Source organism: Nocardia sp. NBC_01388, assembly GCF_045040085.1.
Lineage (GTDB): Bacteria > Actinomycetota > Actinomycetes > Mycobacteriales > Mycobacteriaceae > Nocardia.
In genome coordinates this window covers 7,570,554-7,593,884 of record NZ_CP109553.1, presented here as the reverse complement: position 1 = coordinate 7,593,884, position 23,331 = coordinate 7,570,554, and the positions used below count along the sequence as shown (strand labels likewise).

The window sequence follows — 23,331 nt, the reverse complement described above, 5'->3', positions numbered from 1 at the left end:
CCGCGCCCGCACCGAACAGCGCTGGTACCGGCTGTGGGGTGTGGACGCGGGCTGTTCGGCGGGGAGGGCCGGGGTCAGTAGTCGGCGAGTTCGAGCCAGCGCTCTTCCGTGGATTCCTTTTCGGCCTGGACCTGCTTGAGTTCGGTGCCCAGGGCGATGAGCTTGTCGGGGGTGGTCGCGGCGTCGGCGAGGGCGGCGTGCAGTTTCGCCTCGCGTTCGTCCAGCTTCTGAATGGCACGCTCCAGCTTGGAGAGTTCCTTGCGGGCGGCGCGGTGGGCGGCGGCATCGGTGACGGGTGCGCCGGCATTCGAGGAGCTCTGGCCGCCGACCTTGGCGGCCGACATGGCGGAGCGCTTCTTCAGGTATTCGGTGATGCCGCCGGGCAGGTTGGTGAGTTTGCCGTCGCCGAACAGCGCCCAGGTGGAATCACAGATGCGCTCCACCAGGTACCGGTCGTGGGAGATGACGACCATGGTGCCGGCCCAGTTGTCGAGCAGGTCCTCCAACTGCTGGAGGGTGTCGATATCCAGGTCGTTGGTGGGCTCGTCCAGGAGCAGGACATTGGGCTCGGCCATGAGGATTCGGGTCAGCTGCAGGCGGCGGCGCTCACCACCGGAGAGATCGCGGATCGGCGTGCGCTGCTTGGCGGGCGTGAAGCCCAGGCGCTCGGCCAGCTGGCTGGCGCTGATCTCCTTGCCGCCCAGCATGGTTCGCATGGCGACATCCTGAACCGCTTCCAGCGCACGCATATCCAGCGGCAGATCGTCGAGTTCCTGTCGCAGCCAGCCGATCTTGACGGTCTGGCCTTCGATGCGCTTGCCGACCTTCAATTCCGAATCACCGGCGAGGGCGCGCAGCAGCGTGGTCTTGCCGGAGCCGTTCACGCCGACCAGGCCGACGCGCTCACCCGGGGCGAGCCGCCAGGTCAAGTCCTGCACCAGTTCCCGGCCGTCCGGGGTGGCGAGGGTGGCGTCCTCGAGCTCGATCACCACGCGGCCCAGGCGTTTACGGGCGAACGAGGCCAGTGCGACGCTGTCGCGCGGCGCGGGCACATCGGCGATCAGCGCCTCGGCGGCCTCGATGCGGTACTTCGGCTTGGAGGTGCGCGCGGGCGCACCGCGGCGCAACCAGGCGAGTTCCTTGCGGGCCAGGTTCTGGCGGCGCGCCTCGGTGGCATCGGCCTGCCGGGTGCGCTCGGCGCGGGCGAAGATCCAGTCGTTGTAGCCGCCCTCGTAGGTCTCCACCTTGCCGCCCTGCACCTCCCAGGTGCGGGTGGCGACGGTATCGAGGAACCAGCGATCGTGGGTGACCACGACCAGTGCGCTGCGCCGGGCCACCAGATGCTCGGCCAGCCACTGCACACCCTCGACATCGAGGTGGTTGGTGGGCTCGTCCAGCACCAGCAGGTCCAGATCGCGGACCAGCGCGGCGGCCAGCGCGGTACGGCGGCGCTCACCACCGGAGAGATTGGAGACCAGGGCGTCCATGCCGAGGTCGGCGATGCCGATGCCCTCGACCACCGTGCGGATGCGGGTGTTCGCGGCCCATTCGTGCTCGGCGACGCCATCGGTCATCTGATCCTCGGCCAGTCCGGCGAGCACCACCTCGCCGACGGTCGCGCCGTCCGGCAGCACCCCGCGCTGGGTGACCACGGCGATGCGCAGGCCGCCGACCCGGCTGACCCGTCCGCTGTCGGCCGGTTCGAGCCCGGTCAGCACCTCCAGCAGCGTCGTCTTACCGCCGCCGTTGAGCCCCACCACCCCGATACGTTCCCCGGCATGCACCCCGAGCGAGACATTGTCCAGCAGCGGCGTGATCCCGAAGCTCTTCGAGACCTGTTCCAAGTTGATGAGGTTGGACATGAAGCTCAGCCGCCTCTCCGCGATTTCTGCCGGTCGTGGCAGCGTAGTTACTTCACGTCGCGGGCCGGCGGCCACGTACGGGAAGACTTTTGGACGTACCCGGCGAGTTACCCCGACCTCACGAAATCAGTTGTCACCTCGCGACACGGCCTTACGGCCGACTGGCACAGTAAGAGTCTGCCTTGCGTGCCGAATCGCGGTGTGGTTGGGTCGGAATCACTTCGGACAGGTGCCCCCGGAACAGCGTCGCAGAATGGGGCCCCACATCTCACATCGATGAGATGGTGAAGCGGGCGGCAGTATTCGCCAACCCCGCATATGGAGGATCCTCATGCAGTTCGGTATCGGCCTGCCCATTTCCGCTCCCGCCACGCTGCTCGACTGGGCTCGGCGCGCTGAGGCGGGACCGTTCACGACCCTCGGCCTGCTCGATCGCCTGGTCTGGGACAACCCCGAGCCGCTCGTCGCGCTCGCCATGATCGCGGGCGCCACCAGCCGCGTCCGGGTGCAGACCGAGGTGCTGATCGCCCCGCTGCGCGATTCGGCGCTGCTGGCCAAGCAGGCCGCGACGCTCGATGTCATGTCCGGCGGCCGCCTGGTGCTCGGGCTCGGGGTCGGCGGTCGCGAGGATGACCACATCGCCTCCGGCACCGACCTGCGCACCCGCGGCAAGCGCCTCGACGAGCAGCTGGAGATCATGCGCCGACTGTGGTCGGGCAAATCCTTCAACGACGATTGCGGACCCATCGGCCCCGCACCGCTGCGCCCCGAAGGCCCGGAGATCCTGTTCGGCGGCTTCAGCCCCGCCGCCGTCGACCGGGTCGGCCGCTGGGGTGGCGGTTTCCTCGCCGCCGCCGCGCCGAGCTGGGCCGGCGGCCTGTTCGACACCGCCCGCAAGTCCTGGACCACGCACGGCCGCACCGGTTCTCCACGCATAGTCGCCCAGGTCAATGCCGCACTCGGCGCCCAGCACGTGATCGACGACGCCCGCGCCTCCCTCGGCGCCTACTACGAATTCTCCGGTCGCGCCGAGTACATGCTCGGCGGAATCCTCACCACCCCCGACCAAATCCGCACGGCCATAACCCAATTCGCAGATCTGGGCGCCGACGAGGTCATGTTCTACTGCTACGGCCGCGACGCAGACCAGATCGACCGCCTCGCCGACGCGATCAGCTGAATCGGAAGCTCGCCAGGTGAGGTCCACGAACCTCTCACAATCCCCCGGCCTGTCGTGCGAACCTGTCGAGCCCGGCGCTCAGCGGGTGATCGCCGAGAAGCCGCGCGAATGCCTGCCGCTCAGCGCTTGGCGGAGTCGGCCGAGCCGCTCAAGATACGAGCGCCGGGGACGGGGCCGTAGGCGGTGCGGACGCTGCGGCACACGCCCGCGCCGGAGAGTTCGGCGGCAACGGCTACAGCCGCGTCTTCACTTTCGCAGAGGAAGGCGCAGGTCGGGCCGGAACCGGAGACTATCCCCGCCAAAGCCCCGGCTGTGACGCCCGCACGCAGCGTGCGGCGAAGTTCGGGGGCGAGGGAGAGCGCGGCCGCTTGCAGGTCATTGCCCAGTAGCAGGGCGAGCTGCTGCGGGTCGCCCGAGGCGAGGGCCTGCAGCAGTGCTTCGGGACTGCCGAGGCGGGGCGGGTCGCCCGCCTCGCGCAACCGGTCGAGTTCATGGAACACCGAGGGGGTGGACAGGCCGGCCTTGGCCAGCGCCAGTACGAAGTGGAAGGTGTTGCGGCACAGCACCGGGAGCAGTTCCTCGCCGCGACCGCGGCCCAGTGCGGTCGCACCGTGCAGGGCGAACGGGACATCACTGCCGAGTTCGGCTGCGATATCGGACAATTCAGCGCGCCCGAGGCCGAGTTCCCACAGATCGTTCAGGCCGACCAGGGCGGCGGCGGCATCGGCGCTGCCGCCCGCCATACCCCCCGCCACCGGAATGCCTTTGGCGATCGCGATTTCCACCAGCGGCGCGCGCCCGCCGAGGTGGGCGAGGCGGACCGCCGCCTGCCACACCAGATTCCCGCGATCGGTGGGGACCTGGTCGGCGCCCTCGCCGCTCACCTTCACCGTGAGGGCGGCGGCCGGTGCGATCTGCAAATCGTCACCGAGTGAGAGCGCCTGGAAGACCGTGGTGAGGTCGTGATATCCGTCCTCGCGAAGATCGCCGACCCCCAGGTGCAGATTCACCTTGGAGGGCGCGCGCACGACGAGGGGACTAGGCACAACAGACAGCACGGTGTCAGAGTAGTTGGCCCTACAGGAGCGCGCCCCCGGTGGCATCGATCCACTGCCCTGCCACCCAGCGGGAGTCGTTGGAGGCCAGGAAAGCAACGATGTCGGCGACATCGGCGGCTCCGGCGACCCGATTGAGCGGCGACAGGGCGGAGACCGCGGCCCAGACCTCGTCATTGCGCAGCCAGTCGGCGTTCATATCGGTGTCGATCGCGCCGGGAGCCACCGCATTGACCGTAATACCCTGTGCCCCAACCTCTTTGGCGAGCACACCGGTCAGCGAGTCGATGGCGGCCGAGCTGTTCAACGAATCCATCGCGGTCTACGGGGCCAATTGCGCGGGCTTCGCGGAGCGTGCGCTCGCCGAGGAGCCGACAGCCCGGGCCGCCATGGCCCGCACGCTGCGGGAGGTGGCCGTCGAATACACCAAATCCGGCCAACCCGGCGGCTGCATGGTGATCAGCGCCGGGCTCAATACCACGAACACCGAGGTGGCAGCCGCGCAAGAGCAGATGCGCACGGCGAATGCGGACGCCTTCGCCGCGCGGATTCGCACCGATATCGACGCCGGGCTGCTGCCCACCGATACCGATGCGGCCGTCCTGGCCCGCTATATCGGGACCATCATGCAGGGCATGTCACAGGGCGCCCGCGACGGCGCGCGGCGCAGCGAACTCCAGCAGGTCGCTGAGCTGGCCCTACGCACCTGGCCGGAGGACACGCCGTTAGATCGCTGAAATTCCACGCCGAACCGCTTGCGCCAGGTACCCACGGGGGGTATGTTTCTGGATGTCGGGGATACCCCCACACCGTATAGAGCGCGAGCCGAGGAGCAGACATGGCCACCAGCACCTACACCGTCACCGGAATGACCTGCGGGCACTGCGCCGGATCGGTCCAGAAGGAGATCGGCAAGATCGACGGCGTCACCAGTGTCGATGTCGACCTCGCCTCCGGGCTGGTCAAGGTCGAATCCGCCGCGCCGATCGCCGACGCCGATGTGACAGCCGCCGTCGACGAGGCCGGATATCAGGTGGCGAGCTGAATGAACGATCGACTGAGATTCGCGGCCTTCGGCGGCGGACTGGTCGTACTGTTCGGGGCCGCGCTCGGGATCGGCGCCCTGGTGGGCGATCCGGCCGGGCCGGCCACCGGCGCGGCCTCCGCACACAGTGCGCACACCGAGAGTGATGCGGCCCCCGGGCTGAAAGACAGCGAGTCCGGCTACACCCTCACCGATATCACCGCCCCCGCGACCGCGAATCAGCAAGGCGCACTGCGCTTCCGGATCATCGGACCGCAGGGCCCGGTCACCCGATTCAACAGCCTGCACGAGCAGGATCTGCACCTGATCGTGGTCCGCTCGGATGCGAGCGGGTTCCGGCACGTGCATCCCCAACTCGCCGCCGACGGCACCTGGTCCATCGACTGGACCTGGGCCGCACCCGGCGCCTACCGGGTCTTCACCGACTTCTCCCCCGCCGGCGGGCCCGGCGAACTGACACTGAGCCGGACCGTGCACGTCGCCGGCAGCGCCGCGGACACACCGCTGCCGCCGGTGTCCAAGACGGCCGATGTGGACGGTTACCGGGTCACTATGACCGGCGATATGTCCACTGCGGGAAGCGAATTGACGTTCACCGTGACCCGTGACGGCAAGGCCGTGACCGATCTGCAGCCCTACCTGGGCGCGTACGGGCACCTGGTGGCACTGCGCGCGAGCGATCTCGCCTACCTGCACGTGCACCCGGAGGGCGAGGTCGGCAAGACCGCCCCGGGCCCTGACGTAGCATTCCACGCACAAGCGCCCAGTGACGGCACCTATCGCCTGTACCTGGACTTTTCACATAATGGCGCGGTACACACCGCGGAATTCACCGACGCGACCACAACCGCCGCATCCGCCTCGGATGCGACTTCGCAGCACGGAGGAGGTCACTGATGAGCGCACCGGCACCGGAGCGGTCGATCGAGCTGGAAATCGGCGGGATGACCTGCGCCTCCTGCGCGTCTCGAATCGAGAAGAAGCTCAATAGGATCGACGGCGTCACGGCCACGGTGAACTACGCCACCGAGAAGGCGAAGGTCAATTTCCCGGAGTCGGTGAGTACGGATGATCTGATCGCCAAGGTGGTCGATACCGGGTACACCGCCGCCGTGCACAGTACGGAGCCGGTGAAAACCGCTGATACCGAGGGTGATTCGGCTCCCAGCGCCACCCGGCAACTGCGGCACCGCCTGCTGGTGACACTCGCGCTGGCCGTCCCCGTGGTGGCCATGGCCATGATCCCGGCCCTGCAGTTCACCAATTGGCAGTGGCTCTCGCTGACGCTGACCGCACCCATCGTGGTGTGGGGCGGCGCGCAATTCCACCGTGCCGCCTGGGTGAACGCCAAGCACGGCGCGGCCACCATGGACACGCTGATCTCGCTCGGCACCCTTGCCGCCTTCAGCTGGTCGGTGTACGCGCTGTTCTTCGGCGATGCGGGCATGGCCGGCATGAAACACCCGTTCAGCTTCGCCATTGTGCGCGGTGACTCGTCCTCCGCCCTCTACTTCGAAGTGGCGGCGACGCTGATCACGGCCATTCTGGCGGGCCGGTATTTCGAGACCCGGTCCAAGGAGAAGGCCGGATCCGCACTGCGGGCGCTGCTGGAGCTCGGCGCGAAAGATGTCGCGGTACTGCGCAATGGTGTCGAGACCCGGATTCCGGTGGGCGAACTGCGGGTCGGCGAGGAGTTCCTCGTCCGCCCCGGCGAGAAGATCGCCACCGACGGTGTTGTGGTGCAGGGAAATTCGGCATTGGATATGAGCATGCTCACCGGCGAATCGGTGCCGGTGGAGGTCGGATCCGGTGATCCGGTGGTCGGTGCGACCGTGAACGCGGGCGGTCTGCTGACCGTGCGGGCCTCCCGGGTCGGCGCGGATACCCAGCTGGCGCAGATGGCTTCGCTCGTGGAGGAGGCGCAAAACGGCAAGGCGCCCGTACAGCGGCTCGCGGATCGGGTGGCCGGGGTTTTCGTGCCCATTGTCATCGCGATCGCCATTGCGGCACTGGGCTTCTGGCTCGGCACCGGCGCCGCGGTCTCGACCGCCTTCGGTGCGGCGGTGGCGGTGCTGATCATCGCCTGCCCGTGCGCCCTCGGCCTGGCCACGCCCACCGCACTGCTGGTGGGCACCGGCCGCGGTGCGCAGCTGGGCATTCTGATCAAGGGCCCGCAGGTGCTGGAGTCGACCCGCCGGATCGACACCGTGGTGCTGGACAAGACCGGCACCGTCACCACCGGCAGAATGAGTCTCGCCGAGGCGATTCCGAGTACCGGAGTCGATGCCGACGAGCTGCTGGCGGTCGCGGCCGCGGTGGAGCACGGCTCCGAACATCCGGTCGCCAAGGCCGTAGTGGCGGGAGCGGTCGCCCGCGGACTCGCCACCGAACAGGTGCAGCAGTTCGTCAGCCACGGCGGCAAGGGTGTGCAGGGTCTGGTCGGTGACCGCGCGGTGGTCATCGGGCGCACCGAACTGCTCGACGACTGGTCGATCCGGCTGCCGGAAGGATTGGCGGAGGCCAAGACTCGCGCCGAGCGGGTGGGCGGCACCGCAGTCGTGGTGGCCTGGGACGGGGTGGCGCGCGGGGTGCTTGTCATCACCGATGCCGTCAAACCCACCAGTGCACAGGCGATCTCGGAAATGCGGGCGCTCGGTCTCACCCCGATCCTGCTGACCGGTGACAATGCCGCCACCGCCCGCACGGTCGCGGATCAGGTCGGCATCGACGAGGTCATCGCCGAGGTGCTGCCCAGTGACAAGCTCGAGGTGGTGAAGCGGTTGCAGGCCGAGGGCAAGGTGGTCGCCATGGTCGGCGACGGCGTCAATGACGCGGCCGCGCTCGCCCAGGCCGATCTCGGCCTGGCCATGGGCACCGGGACGGATGTGGCCATCCAGGCCGCCGATCTGACCCTGGTGCGCGACGATCTGCGCTCGGTGCCGACCGCCATCAAACTGTCGCGGGCCACCCTGCGCACCATCAAGAGCAATCTGTTCTGGGCGTTCGGCTACAACGTGGCAGCCATCCCCCTGGCCGCCGCCGGACTGCTGAACCCCATGCTCGCCGGGGCCGCCATGGCGCTGTCCAGCGTGTTCGTGGTCAGCAACAGCCTGCGCCTGCGCCGCTTCCGCGGCTAGGCCGGAACGAACAGGCGATACCCGTTGCCGCACTGGGCCGTTCGGATCCCCGATCCGGGCGGCCCTTGCGCATGGGTAGGCGGGTGCACCGGCCGCCCGGCAACTCGTGTTCAATGGCGAAAGACTGCGGTGGGGACCGCCTCGCCCGCGTAGCCGAGGAGCAGACTTCGTGACCACCATTGCCGAGTACCTGGTCGCAGCGGATATCGAGATCGCGCCCGTGGAGCGTGGGAGCGAAGGGACACCCGAGGTCTCCATCGCGCTGTCGGAGGATTGGCAGACGATCGACGCGGCCATGTTCCCGGGCGCCTACGGCGTCTTCACGCGGCCGCCGGAGGACGGGTGGGCCGACAATGTGGTGCTGCTGGTGGGCAAGCTGTCGAAGCCGGTGAATGCCGCGGAATTGCTGGAATCGGCGTTCACCGATGCGCGGCAATTGCCGCAGTGGCAGGAACTCGGCGCGGAAATCGGTGACTACCAGGGTTACCCGTCGGCGGCGGTGACCGGCACCTACGCCATGGACACCCTGGTGCTGTGGGTACACACCCGCTACGTCATCGTGGCGGTCGGCACCGACGAGTTCCTCATCCAGCTCACCGTCACGGCCAAGGCCGATCAGATCAGTTCGGAGGCCGGCATTCTCGGCGGCCTGGAAATCCGCGTCTAGCCGGATCAGGCCTGCGCCGCCAGGCGCACGAACGCGGCGGTATCGAGGGTTTCACCGCGGGCGGTCGGAGCGATTCCCGCTGCGACCAAACGCCTTTCGGCTTCGACCGGAGATCCGGCCCAACCGGCCAGTGCGGCGCGCAGGGTTTTGCGGCGCTGCGCGAAGGCGGCGTCGACCACCTCGAAGACCTTCTTGCGATGGTCCTCGTCGATGGGCCAGGGAGCTTCCTCGAAGCGGTCGATGCGCACCAGCCCGGATTCGACCTGCGGTACGGGCCAGAAGATTTGGCGGCCGACGGTGCCGGCGCGGCGGACGGTGCCGTAGAAGCCCGCCTTGACGCTGGGGATGCCGTAGATGCGGCCGCCCGGCTTGGCGGAGAGGCGGTCGGCGACCTCGAGCTGCACCATGATGAGAGTGGTTCGGATGCTGGGCAATTCGGCGAGCAGGTGCAGCAGGACGGGGACCGCCACGTTGTAGGGCAGGTTCGCGACCAGCGCGGTGGGTGCGGCCGGAAGATCTTCGGCCCGCACCCGCAGCGCATCGGCCTGCACAATGCTGAGGCGGTCGGCCAGTTTCGGCGCCCGATCCTGCACGGTGCCCGGCAGATGCCCGGCCAGATTCGGATCGATCTCGACCGCGATCACCCGGTCGACCACATCGAGGATGGCGAGGGTCAGCGAGCCGAGCCCGGGACCGACCTCCAGCACCACATCCTCGCGCCCCACCCCGGCGGCGGAGACGATGCGGCGCACCGTATTGCCGTCATGCACGAAGTTCTGTCCGAGCTGCTTGGTCGGGCGCACCCCGAACCGCTCGGCGAGCACCCGCACTTCGGCAGGGCCCAGCAGGGCGGCTTCTCCACGACCAGCGTTTTCGAATTCGGACACCCTGCGAAACCTACCGTGTCTAATTGCCTCCGCTTCGCTCCGGCGGGTTCGCGGCCCCCTTTGTCTCGTTCTTCCCTCCCTCCGCTCCTCCGCTTCGCTCCCCCGCTCCACTCAGTCCAGAGCCGAGACGGGCCGCGAACTCGGGAGGTTTGGTGTGGTCGGCTTGGCCAGAATGCGGTCGCTATGACCGAGACCTGGTGAGCGGCGGACCTAACTGAACCGGCGGACAGGGGTTGGTCAGGACTGGACAGGCGTGGAGAGCACGCGGGCGGTGAAGTTGTCGATGGCGGCCCACATCTGGGGGTTCAGCTGGCAGTGGGTGCCGGTGCCGACGACGGTGTCGAAATCCACGCCGTTCGCGGCGAACTGTGCGACGAGGGCGCCGTGCAGCGGTGACGGGACCGTGGTGTCGGTGGCGTTGACCAGCAATAGGATCGGCGCATCGTAGCCACGGACCGGAACGGTCATGTAGTCGTTCAGGACACCCGGGAACGGGCCCTGCGACAGCGGGCGGGAGAGCAGATCACCGATCGAGACATCGGCCATGCGCTTGCTGATGGCGGGCAGGCATTCGGTGCCGATATCGTCGAGCAGCTGCCGGCCGCGGTCGGTCAGATAGCTGTCGACCTGTGCGTCCGGGCGAGCGGCGCGCACGCCGGCCAGAATGCTGGCGCTGAAGCTGCCGACGCCGGTGCCGATCGCACCCGGCAGTTCCGGCACCCACGGGCCCGCGATCGGCAGCGCCTTCTCCACATCGGTGGCGGGATCGATGGCGATGGTGCCGCGGAAGTCGAGATCCGGCGCATCGCTCACCTGCAGATTGGAGGCGCCGAGCGAGGCATGACCGCCCTGCGACATCCCGCTCACCGCCCAGGTGCGCGACAGTCCGGGGTTGGCGGCACGCGCGGCGCGCACCATATCGATGGTGGCGGTCGCCTCGGTGCGCAGTTCCAAATACGGATGCGGGCCGGTGTCGAAGACGCCCAGCCCGAGATGATCGGGGGCGACAACAGCGAAGCCCTTCGAGACGAAGTACTGCATCAGTTCTTCGTCGGCCTTCAGCGGTACCGCCAGCGGCGCGGTGGACGGATCGGACTGCCCGCCGCAATTCGCGCCGAGTCCGGTGGTGCCGTGGTTGTAGGCCATGATCGGCCAGCCGCCGGCGGGCGCGGGACCTTCGGGGACGAAGAAGGCGCCGCTGGCCTGAACGGCCTCACCATTGGATCGGGTCGTCCAGTAGGTGAGGACCGAACCGTTCCCGGTGTTGTGGTGCCAGCCGGCGGCTTGCGCGGTCTGGGCGATCGGCGCGCCCGCCGGGTCCGCGTGCGCGGCGCTCACGGGGACGACGAGCAGGGCGCCCGCGGCGACCGCCGTCGCGATCAGACCTCTGCCGAATGTGCTTGTAAATCCCATGATTCCTCCACCGATGCCGCCCCGACACCGGGCCGAACTTTCGAAGACATTTCCGACCAATGTATTTGCCGCAAGATAGCCGTGATCACTCGGGGCGGCGCGATGGACAAATCAGGACTTGGTCGGCGTGGCCAGAATGCGGTCGCTGAACGCCCCGATGGCATCCCACATCCTCGGATTCAATTGAGTGTGCGTGCCGGTGCCGACCACCGCCTGGAAATCGACGCCATCGGCCGCGAACTGAGCAGCCAGCGCGGCATGCAGCGGGGACGGCACAGTGATGTCATTCGTGTTGAGCAGCAACAGGATCGGCGCGTCGTAGCCACTGGTCGGCACGGTGATGTAGTCGTTGAACGCGGCCATGAAGCGGGCGTCGTTCAGCGGGCGCGAGATCATATCGCCGATCGAGGTGCCGTCGATGACTTTCGTAATGCCCTTGAAGCACAGGCTCGAGGCCTGGTCCACCACCTCACGCCCGCGCGGTGTCAGGTAATTCGCGTTCAGGTCGAGTTCCGGGTGGGTAGCGCGCAGGCCCGCGAGCATGCTGACCACAAATCCGCCGACACCGTCGCCTGCCTCGCCCGGGATGGCGGGCACGTAGGGGCCGACGAACGGGGAGACCTTCTCGATATCCGAGGCCGGGTCGACGGCGATGGTGCCGCGGAAGTCCAGATCGGGAGCGTCGGTGTGCTGCAGATTGGCAGCGCCCAGTGCCGCGTGACCGCCCTGGGAGACACCGGTCAGCGCCCAGGTGCGCGACAGCTCCGGATCGGCGGCACGGGCGGCGCGGACCATATCGATGGTCGCGGTGGCCTCGGTGCGGATTTCCAGATACGGGTGCGGTCCGGTGTCGAAGCGGCCGAGTCCGAGGTAATCGGGGGCGACAACAGCGAAGCCCTTGCCCAGGAAGTACTGCAGCACACGGTCTTCCGCGGGACGGTTCACCTGCGTGGTATCGGTCTGGCCACCGCAGCCGGGTCCGAGACCGGAGGTGCCGTGGTCGTAGGCCATGATCGGCCAGCCGCCGGCGGGCGCCGTGCCGTTCGGGACGAAGAGCGCGCCGCTGGCCTTGACCGCTTCACCATTGGAGCGCGTGGTCCAGTAGTCGATGATGGAGCCGTTCGGCATGCCGCGGAAGCCGTCGGGTGCCGCGGTTGTCGCGATAACCGCGCCCGGCGTCTCCGCCTGGGCCGGCGCTCCCGGAATTATCAGGAACGCACCCGCGGTCACCATGGACGCGGTGAAAATCCGCGTCCGCCAACCCAAAACCCTCATCAGTCCTCCATAAAACACCGACCCACAAACTCATTGCGTGCGCGAATGAGCTTAGCGATTAGATCGACCGTCCAGTATGAGAAATCTCTGTGATCGGGCGGCCGCCGATCAGCCATTGACGCCGAGTGAAACTTGTTCTAATTTCGCGCCATGCTGAGCAGATTTGAAGGACGCCGAGTAATCGTCACCGGAGCCGGTTCCGGAATCGGCCAGGGCATCGCCCTGCGCCTCCTCTCCGAAGGCGCGCAGCTGGTCGCCGCCGATATCAACGACGCCGGGCTGACCGCCACCGTCGAAGCCGCTCCCGCCGACCAGCGGGACCGGCTGCGCACCGTGCACCTGGACGTCTCCGATCCGGAGTCGGTGCACACCGCCACCGCCGACGCCTTCGAAACCCTAGGCGGCCTGGACGTTCTCGTGAATGCCGCCGGCATCATGCGCGCCGGGCACACCCACGAGATGCCCGTGGAGGTCTGGAACCAGGTGCTCGCGGTGAACCTCACCGGCACCTTCCTGATGATCCAGTCCGCTATCCCCCAGCTCATCGAATCCGCGCACGGCGGCGTGATCGTGAACTTCTCCTCCACCGCGGCCTTCGGCTCCAACCCCTACATGGCCGCGTACGCCGCATCCAAGGCCGGCGTCAACGCGCTGACCCACTCCATCGCCCTCGAATACGTGAAAAAGGGTCTGCGCGCGGTGAATATCGTCCCGGGCGGCATCAGCACCGGCATCACCTCCGGGCTCTCCCTCCCCGCCGACGCCGACTGGTCGCTCATGGCCCGCCTCCCCGGCTGGATCGACGGCGGCGCCCTGGGCAAGCCGGAGGACATCGCCGGCGTGGTCGCCATGGTCGCCTCCGATGACGGCCGCTACATGACCGGCACCGAACTCCGCGTAGACGGCGGCGCACTGATGTAGGCGCTGCACACACAGCAGGTGTTCCAACGGGCCCAGCTCCCGAAACCCCTGCACCACAACAGCAGATCCACACCCCATGACCCCCGCTCCAAGTTCGCGGCCCGCCCCGTTCTGGACTGAGCGGAGCGGGGGAGCGAAGCGGAGGAGCGGAGGGAGGGAAGAACGGGGTAACAGGGCCGCGAACCCGCCGGAGCGAAGCGGAGGCAAAAGATACAGCTAGCTGATGCCGAGGCGGCTTGTGCACGCAGGCCAGGCGCCCCAGCCCTGGCGGGCGCGGGTTACCTCGGCGATGGCGATCTGTTCTTCGCGGGTCGCGAGGTCGGCGCGGGGGGCGTAGCGGGTGCCGCCCTGGCGCTCCCAGGTGTTCTGGTCGAATTGCACGCCGCCGTAGAAACCGTTGCCGGTGTTGATCGCCCAGTTGCCGGTGGATTCGCATTTGGCGAGGGCGTCCCAGGTGGCGCCGTCGCGGACGGGCGGAACCTCGGTACCGGGTTTGGCGCCCTTGCGAATGGTCTTGGGTGCGGCGGGGACGATCACGGTGGAGTGGATCGGATCCCGGCCCGCCTCTTTGCCGTTCACGATGGACACCGCGAAGGTGACGTCCTGAGTGCCTGGTGTGCCCTGGTTTTCGACAATGGTCCGGCTCATATTGAGCGTGGGGTCGTCGATGATGTTCTCGGGCGGATCCAAAGGCACGCGCTCGGTGCGGTTTTCGACGACCTTGCGGGTGACCACGATTTTCATGCCGTCGGTGAGCGGGGTATCAGCGGCCGGGACGACAAAATCCTGATTGATGAGCGGGCGGCCCTGCACCTCGAGCAGCTGCCCGACCGTGGGGGCGGCCAGACGCACCAGTGAAGCGGCACTGCCGTTGTCGGCCAGCTCCACGGTGCGCGGATTGGTGATGAGCAATTGCGCCCCCACCAGCGGCAGCGGCGTCGGGCGCGAGGGCGAGGTGAACACATCGCCGGGCAATTTCAGCTGCACGATCGCCTGCGCGACGGTGAGCGCGGTGGTCCAGGCCTTGGACGGGGTGCCGTCGGTGATGAGCGAGACCTCACGGGCCCGGTTCAGCGTGATGGTGTCGCCGTCGTGGACTCGTGAACCGGCAGAAGGGGATACGTCATCGCGCGAGCTGATGTCGTACCCGGCGTCCTTGAGCACGCCGCGCACATTCAGGTACATGGTGCTGCGGCTGGTGGATTGGCCGTCGATCACGACGGTGACCACCTTCTTGTTCATGATGGCCAGGCCAGCGCCGACTATGAGCGTGGCAAGCATCGCCGCGATGGCGCCGTACAGCAACGGCGAGCGCGACGAGTTGATCTTCGCCAAAGCGTTCACAGGAAATCCCGGCATGGTCACAGTACGATAACGAGGGGGTCAGCGATTGACAACCGATCCACCGGAACTGCGCGTATCAAAATTACGAACGGATATCGAGCCGCAGGTGAATCAAGATCACGCTGGATCATAGTGAGCCAAGCCACAAACCCAAAGCCGGGGCCGCAATCAGATTCCGTACACCCGCCGGGCATTCGCCGTGGTGATCTTGGCCAGCGTCACCGGATCCTGTTCGCGCACCCCGGCCAGCGCGCGCACCGTGTACGGCAGCACGTAGGACTCGTTCGGCGCACCCCGGAACGGATGCGGGGTGAGGAACGGCGCGTCCGTTTCGACCAGAATGTGGTCATCTGGAACGAGTTTCGCCGCCTCCCGCAATTCATGGGCATTCTTGAAACTCACGGTGCCCGAGAAACTCAGCACGTACCCCTGATCCACGCAGGCCTGCGCCATGTTCGCATCGGAGGAGAAACAGTGGAAGATCACGGTTTCCGGCGCACCCTCGTCCAGCAGCACCGCCAGCAGATCGTGATCGGCCTCGCGATTGTGGATCATGAGCGGCTTGCCCAGCCGTTTGGCCAGGTCGATATGCCAGCGGAAACCTTCGACCTGCTCCTCGATATCGGCGCAGCCCTCCAGTTTTCCGGGCCAGTAGTAATCGAGCCCGGTCTCACCGATCGCGACCACGCGCGGGTCGGCGGCCAGGCGCTCGAGCTCCGCTTTGGCCGCGTCGTCGAGTGCGTTGGCCCGGGTCGGGTGCAGGGCCACGGCCGCGTACACCCGCCGATCCCAGTGCGCGGCCCGCACCGCGAACTGTGCGGCGACCAGATCGTCGGCCACCGTCACCACCTCGCGCACACCGACCGCTTCGGCGCGATCCATAATGGCCGCAACCGATTCCGCATCGGTCGCACCGCAGGCATCCAGATGGGTGTGCGCGTCGATGAGCGGCGCCAGCGGCTCCGGTGGTTCGGGCGCGGGCCGGCTGCTACTCATGGACGACACCTGCCACGGGGATATTCACGCGAGCGACTAGAGGCACGCAGATTAGAGTAGACACACCATGAGTGCATCCGAACGCCCCGCCTTCTATGTCACCACGGCCATCGCCTACCCGAACGGCGCGCCGCACATCGGCCACGCCTACGAGTACATCTCCACCGATGCGCTGGCCCGCTTCAAGCGGCTCGACGGGTTCGATGTCTTCTTCATGACGGGCACCGACGAGCACGGCCAGAAGGTGCAGCAGGCCGCCAAGGCCGCCGGTGTTCCGGAGCACGAATACGCCTCCGGCAACTCCGATGTGTTCGAGCGCATGGACAAGGCCCTCGATATCTCGTTCGACCGGTTCATCCGGACCACCGACGAGGACCACCTCGCCGCGTCCGCCGCCATCTGGGAGCGGATGGTCGCCAATGGCGATATCTACCCGGACACCTACTCCGGCTGGTACTCGGTGCGCGACGAGGCGTTCTACACCGAGGAGGAGACCACCCTCCAGGCGGACGGCACCCGCATCTCCACCGATACCAAGACGCCGGTGGAGTGGACCGAGGAGTCGAACTATTTCTTCCGGCTGTCCGACTACCAGGACAAGCTGCTCGAACTGTATGAGACCAAGCCGGAATTCATCGCGCCCGCGACCCGGCGCAATGAAATCGTCTCGTATGTGAAGGCCGGGCTGAAGGATCTGTCGATCTCCCGCACCACCTTCGACTGGGGTGTGCCGGTGCCCGGCGATCCGGCGCACGTCATGTACGTGTGGGTGGACGCGCTCACCAACTACCTCACCGGTGCGGGCTTCCCGAATACGGATTCGGCTGCCTTCCAGAAGTTCTGGCCCGCCGATCTGCACATCATCGGCAAGGACATCACCCGCTTCCACGCCGTGTACTGGCCGGCGTTCCTGATGTCGGCCGGAATCGAGCTGCCCAAGCGCGTTTTCGTGCACGGGTTCCTCTACAACAAGGGCGAGAAGATGTCGAAGTCGACCGGCAATGTGGTCGATCCGACGGAGCTCGTCGACACCTACGGGCTCGATGCCGTGCGGTTCTTCCTGCTGCGCGAGATCTCCTACGGGCAGGACGGCTCGTACAGCCACGAGGGCATCGTCAGCCGGATCAATACCGATCTGGCCAATGAGTACGGCAATCTGGCGCAGCGCACGCTGAAGATCTCCGCGCGTGACTTCGGCCCGGTGGTGCCGGCGCCCGGTGATTTCACCGATGAGGACAAGGCGCTGCTGGAGCTCGCGAACGGGCTGCTGGAGCGGGTGCGGGCCGAATTCGACCAGCAGCAGCTCCATTTGGGCCTGGAGGAGCTGTGGATCGCGCTGCGCGAGACCAACCGCTACTTCTCCGCGCAGGCGCCGTGGACCCTCGCCAAATCCGGCACGCCGGAGGATGTGGCCCGTGAGGCCACCATTCTCTACGTGACCATGGAGGTGCTGCGCATTGTGACGATCCTGGTGCAGCCGGTGATCCCGGCTTCCGCGGAGAAGATCCTGGATCTGCTCGGCCAGACCGGGCGCACCTTCGCCGATATCGCCACCCCGATCCAGCCGGGCACCGCCCTGCCGGAACCGGAGGTCGTCTTCCCGAAGTACGTGGAGCCCAAGGTCTAGCCACTCTCGCCAATCAACCGACGGCCCTGAGCAATTCGCTCGGGGCCGTCGTCGCTGTGCACCGGATGTTCACGCACCCCACAGCCCGCGAATTCCGGTGCGACGGTTGCCGTTCATCGATGTCCGGTGCGAAACCCACTGCCGCTCAGACAGTTTCAAACGGAAATACACGTAACTACAGGTTACATCTTTTGTTCCCGGCGACAGAGGTGAAGTCCCTCACAGGCCCGAATGATAGGCCAATGCTCTCACCGGCGAAAACCTTTGCCGAACAAGATGTCTCAGACAATGCACGGGCGTCCGTCCGGTCGCAGCCGTGGTTACCGTCGAGTAGTCTCAGTTCGTCACCGATTCAGATTGCAATTCTTCGCACTTTCAGGAGTCCCTGTGTCGCATTCTCGATTCGAGTCGATAGGCGCCTACCTGCCATCGAAACGCGTCACCACCGAAGAGCTCGTCTCGCAATTGAAGGAGACGCCCGGGTTCGATCTCGAAAAAATCACAGGTGTTAAGGAAAGACGCTTCCGCGACACTACACCCGAAAACCACGAAGACTCGTACATTCTCGCGATGAATGCCGCGCAGGACTGTTTGTCGAGGTCACAGTACGCGGCAGCCGATCTCGACGTGATCATCTCCACCTCGATCACGCGCAGCCGGGGCACGAAGATGTACATGCAGCCCTCCTTCGCCGGCACGCTTGCCCGGGATCTCGGAGCGCGTGCCGACACCATTTCCTTCGACCTTTCCAATGCCTGCGCCGGAATGATGACCGGCACCTACATTCTCGATCGAATGATTCGTTCGGGTGCGGTGAAGCGCGGCATGGTCGTGAGTGGTGAAGCAATTACTCCGATCGCCGAAACAGCGGTCGAGGAGATCACTGAGAAATACGATCTGCAATTCGCATCGCTCACCGTCGGCGATTCCGGCGCGGCCGTCATCATCGATGAGGCCGTCGACGACAACGATAAAATTCACTACATCGAACTGACCACCGCATCGGAATTCTCGCACCTGTGCCTGGGTATGCCCAGTGAGAAATCCCAGGGCGTCTCGCTGTACACGGACAACCGGAAGATGCACAACGAGTCGCGGTTCCTGCTCTGGACCGACACCCAGGGCAACTTCATGGCCGATCGCGGCACCACGTTCGAGGACGAGGGCTTCGACTACATTATCCACCACCAGTTCGGCGCCGGCGCGATCCCGTTCATGAACGCGATTGCCGCACGCGAGTTCGGCCACCCGATGCCGCCGGACCTGAATGTGATCGAGAAGTACGGAAACACCTCCACCACTTCACATTTCATCGTGCTGCACGATCAGCTGAGCCAGCAGAACATCGCATCCGGATCCAAGGTCCTGATGGTCCCCGCCGCCTCCGGCGTCGTCGGGGGATTCCTGTCCACCACGATTTCATCTCTGAAGGTCTGACATGGGCGTGCGTATCAAATCCACCGGAATCAGCCGGGCCGGAGACACTTTCAGCATTGTGGAGCTCAGCGGGGCCGCCGCGCGCCAGAGCATGGAGCGGGCCGGGGTGCGCCCCGACCAGGTCGGCGTGCTGATCAACGCGGGCATCTTCCGTGACTCGAATACGGTCGAACCGGCCGTCTCGGCACTCATCCAGAAGGCCGCCGGCATCGGGCTCGACTATGTGAAGGAAGACCCGCGGTCATTCTCCTTCGACCTGATGAACGCCGGTGTGGGCGTGCTCAATGCGGTGCAGGTGGCGCAGTCCATTCTCGCGACCGGCAGTGCCGAGCATGTGCTGATCGTCTCCGGCGACACCCACCCGTCCATGAAGCGCGGTGCGGGCGATGACGAATTCCCTTACGCCACTTCGGGTGCCGCGCTGCTGCTGGAGAACACCGACGAGCCCGAGGGGTTCGGCCGGGTGCACACCGTCGCCGGTAGCGGCACTCCCGCCATCGAGTCCTACGTGGATCTGAACACCATGGGTACGCGCGGTCGCGGACTCATGACCGTCATCCGCGAACCCGATGCCGAGGACCGGCTGCTCGCCGTCGCCGCCGACGCGGCCCGGCTGGCGCTGTCGGAGGCCGATCCGGAGCAGGCCACCACCGCCCTGATCGCGTCCACCCCGACCGGCGACTTCCCGGAGCGGCTCGCGGCCGAACTGGGTATCGCACCGAACGCGGTCTTCGGACCCGATCTGTCCCAGGGTGATCCGCACACCGCCGCGCTGCCGCTGGCGTACGACGCGGCCATCGCGGGCAAGGCGCTCGACGGCTTCACCCATGTGCTGTTCGTCGCGGCCGGCGCGGGTCCCTCGGCCGCCGCCGCGCTCTACCGGCTCCCCGCCCCCGTCGGAGCCGCGGCGTGACGACCGCTACGTACTGGCAGGCCATCGACCGCTTCCGCGCGGTCGTGGCCGACCAGCCCGACCGGGAAGCGGTGATCTTCCCTGCCGGTACGGCGGCGACCGGCCTGCCGGACTACCGCCACCTCACCTACCGCGAGCTCGACACCTGGTCCGACACCATCGGCGGCCACCTGGCCGCCGCGGGTGTCGGCCGCGGTACCCGCACCATCGTGCTGGTGCTGCCCAGCCCTGAGCTGTACGCGATCATGCTGGGGCTGTTGAAGATCGGCGCGGTCCCGGTGGTCATCGATCCCGGCATGGGCCTGCGCAAAATGCTCAACTGCCTGCGCGCCGCCGACGCCGAAGCCTTCATCGGCATCCCCCAGGCGCACGCCGCCCGCGTCCTGTTCAGCCGCTACTTCCGCGACGTCCGCGTGAAGATCACCGTCGGCCCCCGCTGGTTCTGGGGCGGCGAAACCTTGCAGAGCTGGGGTACACCCCGCGGCTCGGAAGCCACTGCGGCACAACTGAATACAGTCACCCAGGTATCGAGCGACAAGTCCGGCGCCACGCGTGATGTACGGACCGCCGCTGTGGCCACCCAGAGCGCGGCCGCGACCGACGCACCCGGCGCGATCGTCAACCAGCACGACGCCGAAGCGGCTGCCGGCTCGGACAGCGAGGCCGATACGCCCGCGACCGCGGACGAGGCCCTCACGGCTACGGCGAGTGCGGACGGCGGACTCGGTAGGCCGCATGCTCCGGACGATGTCGCCGACGGCGCGGCGGCGGCGCGAAACACCCTGGGCGGCAAGCCATCTCCTGCTGGGGCGATGAGCGTTCGACTGCACGCGCTGCTCGAGTCGCTCGAGCAGAACGCGCCTGCCGGACGCGGGGGTACGGCGATCGCCAAGGCTGCCGCGACCGCGGACCGTTTCAGCCCGGTGGTGGGTTCGCGTCTGCGTACCCTGCGCTCCACCGCAGTGGGCGCGCGCGCCCGCTGGGAGCGGCGGGCGACCGGGGCAGGCACTGCCGGCGCCGGGGACACCATCGCTCTCGGAACCGGTTCGCTCGCCGATCGGGTGCCCGCGCCCGATGGGGAGTTGCTGCTCATCGCATTCACCACGGGTAGTACGGGTCCGGCCAAGGCGGTCGAGATGACGCACGGGAATCTGTCGGCCATGGTCGATCAGGTTGATGCGGCGCGGGGGCGGGTCGCACCGGATACCTCGCTGATCACGCTGCCGCTGGTGGGGATTCTGGACATGCTGCTCGGGGCGCGGTGTGTGCTGCCGCCGCTGGTGCCGAGTCAGGTCGGGTCGACCGATCCGGCGCATGTCGCCGATGCCATCAATCGGTTCGGGGTGCGGACCATGTTCGCCTCGCCCGCCGTATTGATCCCGCTACTGCGGTATCTGGAGAGTTCGAAGACGGAACTTCCTACGCTGCACAGCATTTACTCCGGTGGCGCACCGGTGCCGGACTGGTGCATCGCCGGCCTGCGCGAGGTACTGCCCGCGGACTCCGAGGTGCATGCCGGATACGGCTCCACCGAGGCGTTGCCCATGTCGACCATCGAATCGCGGGAACTGCTCGGCGGTTTGGTCGAACGCGCCCATCACGGCGAAGGCACCTGCATCGGCCGCCCGGCCGAGGGCGTCCGGGCGCGACTGGTGGCCATCACCGATGATCCGATCAAGCTCTGGTCCGATGCCGAGGCCCGCGAGGCCGAACTGGTCGCGACCCGCGGCATCGGTGAGCTCGTGGTGGCGGGGCCGAATGTGAGCACCCGGTACTACTGGCCGCGCGAGGCCAATCGCGCCGGCAAGATCATCGACGGCGATACCGTGTGGCATCGCACCGGCGATCTGGCCTGGATCGATCAGGAGGGCCGAATCTGGTTCTGCGGGCGCAAGAGTCAGCGTGTGCACACCGCCGCCGGACCCATGTTCTCGGTACAGGTGGAGCAGGTCTTCAATACGCTGCCCGGCGTCGTCCGTACCGCCCTGGTGGGCGTCGGACCGCGCGGCGCGCAACAGCCGGTGCTGTGCGTGGAGGCCGAGTCCGGTGCGGACACCGTGCTGCTGGCGGCGCAATTGCGCACGCGGGCCACCGAATTCGAGGTGACCGCACCGGTGGCGACCTTCCTGTTCCATCCGAAGTTTCCGGTCGATATCCGCCACAATGCCAAGATCGGCCGCGAGCAGCTGTCCCTCTGGGCCACCCAGCAGCTCGGAGAGGACAAGTGACATGCTGAAACCGACTGCCCTCCGGGCCATTCCGATTCTCGGCTGGCTGTACCTGACCGCCGGGCTGATCGCCGCCCTGACCGATCGCGCACCGGCCAACCGGCTGCTGCGCGCCGCCTGGTGGATCGACGTCTTCCTGAGCACCGTGGTGCACGCGGCGCAGATCCCGGCCGCACTGCGCGCCGCGGCGGGCACCGGCCGATCCCCCGTCGAAACCGCCGTACTGACCCAGGTTTTCGGAGCCACCTGGTGGAAGACGCGGGAGGCCGCCTGATGCCCGCAGCGAGCAATACTATGAAGGCGCTGGTCACCGGCGCGTCCGGTTTCCTCGGCGGCGCGATCGTGCGCCGCCTGGTCCGCGATGGACAGTACGACGTGGTGATCCTGGCGCGGGCCACCAGCAATCTGCGCGATCTCGGCGATGTCATCGATCAGGTGGAGGTCGTCACCGGCGACCTCGCCGACGCGGCCTCCCTGGATTCCGCGACCAAGGGCATCGATGTGGTGTTCCACAGCGCCGCCCGGGTCGACGAGCGCGGCACCCGCGCCCAGTTCGTGGCCGAGAACCTCACGGCCACCGAACATCTGCTGAAGTCTGCCCGCCGCAACGGCGCCTCCCGCTTCGTCTTCATCTCCAGCCCCAGCGCACTCATGGATCGCGACGGCGGCGACCAGATCGATATCGACGAATCGGTGCCGTATCCGAGCCGCTACCTGAACCTCTACTCCGAGACCAAGGCCGCCGCGGAACGCGCTGTGCTGGCAGCGAATTCGCCCGGCTTCTCGACCTGCGCACTGCGGCCGCGCGCCATCTGGGGTGCGGGCGATCGGTCCGGGCCGATCGTGCGGCTGCTGAGCCGGGCCGCCGCGGGCAGCCTGCCGGATCTGTCGTTCGGCAAGGACGTCTACGCCTCGCTCTGCCATGTCGAGAATATCGCCGCGGCCTGCACCTGGGCGGCAGCGTCCGAGAAGTCCGGCGGCAAGGCGTATTTCATCGCCGACGGCGAGCAGACGAATGTGTGGGGCTTCCTCGGCGAGGTCGCGACCGACCTCGGCTACGAGCCGCCCAGCCGGCAGCCCAATCCGCGGGTGCTGAATGCGGCGGTATCGATCATCGACACCATCTGGCGCATTCCGGCCGTCGCCACCCGCTGGTCACCGCCGCTCTCGCGGTATGTGGTGGCGCTGATGACGCGTACGGCCACCTACGACACCGGCGCCGCCACCAGGGATTTCGGGTACCGGCCGGTCATGGATCGCGAGACCGGGCTCGCCACCTTCCTGGCCTGGCTCGAAACCCAGGGCGGCATTGTCGAATTGACCAAAGAACTGCGGTAATTCGCG

General features: G+C 67.2%; 21 protein-coding genes. 13 read left to right on the top strand and 8 right to left on the bottom strand.

Annotated elements, in window-relative coordinates; genetic code table 11:
• Positions 1-74: 74 nt before the first annotated feature.
• A complete protein-coding gene (locus OG716_RS35935) occupies positions 75-1,862 on the bottom strand; it encodes an ABC-F family ATP-binding cassette domain-containing protein (RefSeq protein WP_405134742.1) in 1,788 nt (595 codons plus the stop codon).
• A 331-nt stretch (positions 1,863-2,193) separates the two neighbouring features.
• On the opposite strand from OG716_RS35935, the gene OG716_RS35930 reads away from it, so the two are divergent.
• On the top strand, positions 2,194-3,042 hold the full coding sequence (locus OG716_RS35930) for an LLM class flavin-dependent oxidoreductase (RefSeq protein WP_405134741.1): 849 nt from the start codon (positions 2,194-2,196) through the stop codon (positions 3,040-3,042).
• 119 nt (positions 3,043-3,161) lie between these two features.
• On the opposite strand, the gene OG716_RS35925 is transcribed toward OG716_RS35930, so the two are convergent.
• Both OG716_RS35925 and OG716_RS35920 read right to left on the bottom strand, forming a co-directional pair.
• Positions 3,162-4,100, bottom strand: a complete 939-nt coding sequence (locus OG716_RS35925) for a 4-(cytidine 5'-diphospho)-2-C-methyl-D-erythritol kinase (RefSeq protein ID WP_405134740.1) — start codon at positions 4,098-4,100, stop codon at positions 3,162-3,164.
• 19 nt (positions 4,101-4,119) lie between these two features.
• Positions 4,120-4,404 (bottom strand): SDR family oxidoreductase, encoded by a 285-nt coding sequence (locus OG716_RS35920; RefSeq protein WP_405134739.1) that lies wholly within the window; start codon positions 4,402-4,404, stop codon positions 4,120-4,122.
• Here OG716_RS35920 and OG716_RS35915 point away from each other — a divergent pair.
• The 5 genes from OG716_RS35915 to OG716_RS35895 all read left to right on the top strand — a co-directional run bounded on the left by OG716_RS35915 (position 4,385) and on the right by OG716_RS35895 (position 8,946).
• Entirely contained in the window at positions 4,385-4,834 is a 450-nt protein-coding gene (locus OG716_RS35915) for a TetR/AcrR family transcriptional regulator (protein WP_405134738.1), read from the top strand. The genes OG716_RS35920 and OG716_RS35915 overlap by 20 nt on opposite strands.
• 101 nt (positions 4,835-4,935) lie before the next feature.
• Positions 4,936-5,142 carry a cation transporter gene (locus OG716_RS35910; RefSeq protein ID WP_355119508.1) on the top strand — a complete coding sequence of 69 codons (207 nt, stop codon included), beginning with the start codon at positions 4,936-4,938 and terminating at the stop codon, positions 5,140-5,142.
• Positions 5,143-6,039, top strand: coding sequence for a hypothetical protein (locus tag OG716_RS35905; RefSeq protein ID WP_405134737.1), 897 nt, complete (start codon positions 5,143-5,145; stop codon positions 6,037-6,039).
• A complete protein-coding gene (locus tag OG716_RS35900; RefSeq protein WP_405134736.1) occupies positions 6,039-8,279 on the top strand; it encodes a heavy metal translocating P-type ATPase in 2,241 nt (746 codons plus the stop codon). The genes OG716_RS35905 and OG716_RS35900 overlap by 1 nt, the downstream gene beginning before the upstream one ends.
• A gap of 169 nt (positions 8,280-8,448) precedes the next feature.
• Entirely contained in the window at positions 8,449-8,946 is a 498-nt protein-coding gene (locus OG716_RS35895; protein WP_405134735.1) for an LpqN/LpqT family lipoprotein, read from the top strand.
• A 5-nt stretch (positions 8,947-8,951) separates the two neighbouring features.
• On the opposite strand, the gene rsmA is transcribed toward OG716_RS35895, so the two are convergent.
• From rsmA to OG716_RS35880, 3 genes are all read right to left on the bottom strand, one after another.
• Positions 8,952-9,833: a 16S rRNA (adenine(1518)-N(6)/adenine(1519)-N(6))-dimethyltransferase RsmA gene (rsmA, locus tag OG716_RS35890; protein WP_405134734.1), complete on the bottom strand. Its 882-nt coding sequence runs from the start codon at positions 9,831-9,833 to the stop codon at positions 8,952-8,954.
• 237 nt (positions 9,834-10,070) lie between these two features.
• Entirely contained in the window at positions 10,071-11,246 is a 1,176-nt protein-coding gene (locus OG716_RS35885; protein WP_405134733.1) for a lipase family protein, read from the bottom strand.
• A gap of 111 nt (positions 11,247-11,357) precedes the next feature.
• On the bottom strand, positions 11,358-12,521 hold the full coding sequence (locus OG716_RS35880; protein ID WP_405134732.1) for an alpha/beta fold hydrolase: 1,164 nt from the start codon (positions 12,519-12,521) through the stop codon (positions 11,358-11,360).
• A gap of 153 nt (positions 12,522-12,674) precedes the next feature.
• Here OG716_RS35880 and OG716_RS35875 point away from each other — a divergent pair, with 153 nt between their 5' ends.
• The gene (locus OG716_RS35875; RefSeq protein WP_405140150.1) at positions 12,675-13,442 is read left to right on the top strand and encodes an SDR family NAD(P)-dependent oxidoreductase; all 768 of its coding nucleotides are present in this window, start codon (positions 12,675-12,677) and stop codon (positions 13,440-13,442) included.
• Between the two features lie 216 nt (positions 13,443-13,658).
• On the opposite strand, the gene OG716_RS35870 is transcribed toward OG716_RS35875, so the two are convergent.
• Both OG716_RS35870 and OG716_RS35865 read right to left on the bottom strand, forming a co-directional pair.
• Positions 13,659-14,786: a transglycosylase family protein gene (locus tag OG716_RS35870; protein ID WP_405134731.1), complete on the bottom strand. Its 1,128-nt coding sequence runs from the start codon at positions 14,784-14,786 to the stop codon at positions 13,659-13,661.
• A 168-nt stretch (positions 14,787-14,954) separates the two neighbouring features.
• Positions 14,955-15,782, bottom strand: a complete 828-nt coding sequence (locus tag OG716_RS35865) for a TatD family hydrolase (protein ID WP_405134730.1) — start codon at positions 15,780-15,782, stop codon at positions 14,955-14,957.
• Positions 15,783-15,849: 67 nt separating this feature from the next.
• On the opposite strand from OG716_RS35865, the gene metG reads away from it, so the two are divergent.
• The 6 genes from metG (at position 15,850) to OG716_RS35835 (ending at position 23,325) form a co-directional block, all read left to right on the top strand.
• Entirely contained in the window at positions 15,850-17,409 is a 1,560-nt protein-coding gene (metG, locus tag OG716_RS35860) for a methionine--tRNA ligase (RefSeq protein WP_405134729.1), read from the top strand.
• Between the two features lie 387 nt (positions 17,410-17,796).
• On the top strand, positions 17,797-18,846 hold the full coding sequence (locus OG716_RS35855) for a 3-oxoacyl-ACP synthase III family protein (RefSeq protein ID WP_405140148.1): 1,050 nt from the start codon (positions 17,797-17,799) through the stop codon (positions 18,844-18,846).
• Position 18,847: 1 nt separating this feature from the next.
• Positions 18,848-19,759: a hypothetical protein gene (locus OG716_RS35850; protein ID WP_405134728.1), complete on the top strand. Its 912-nt coding sequence runs from the start codon at positions 18,848-18,850 to the stop codon at positions 19,757-19,759.
• On the top strand, positions 19,756-21,987 hold the full coding sequence (locus OG716_RS35845; protein WP_405134727.1) for an AMP-binding protein: 2,232 nt from the start codon (positions 19,756-19,758) through the stop codon (positions 21,985-21,987). Before OG716_RS35850 ends, OG716_RS35845 begins: the two co-directional genes overlap by 4 nt.
• 1 nt (position 21,988) lies before the next feature.
• Entirely contained in the window at positions 21,989-22,261 is a 273-nt protein-coding gene (locus OG716_RS35840; RefSeq protein WP_405134726.1) for a hypothetical protein, read from the top strand.
• 20 nt (positions 22,262-22,281) lie between these two features.
• A complete protein-coding gene (locus tag OG716_RS35835) occupies positions 22,282-23,325 on the top strand; it encodes an NAD-dependent epimerase/dehydratase family protein (RefSeq protein ID WP_405134725.1) in 1,044 nt (347 codons plus the stop codon).
• The last annotated feature ends 6 nt before the right edge of the window (positions 23,326-23,331 follow it).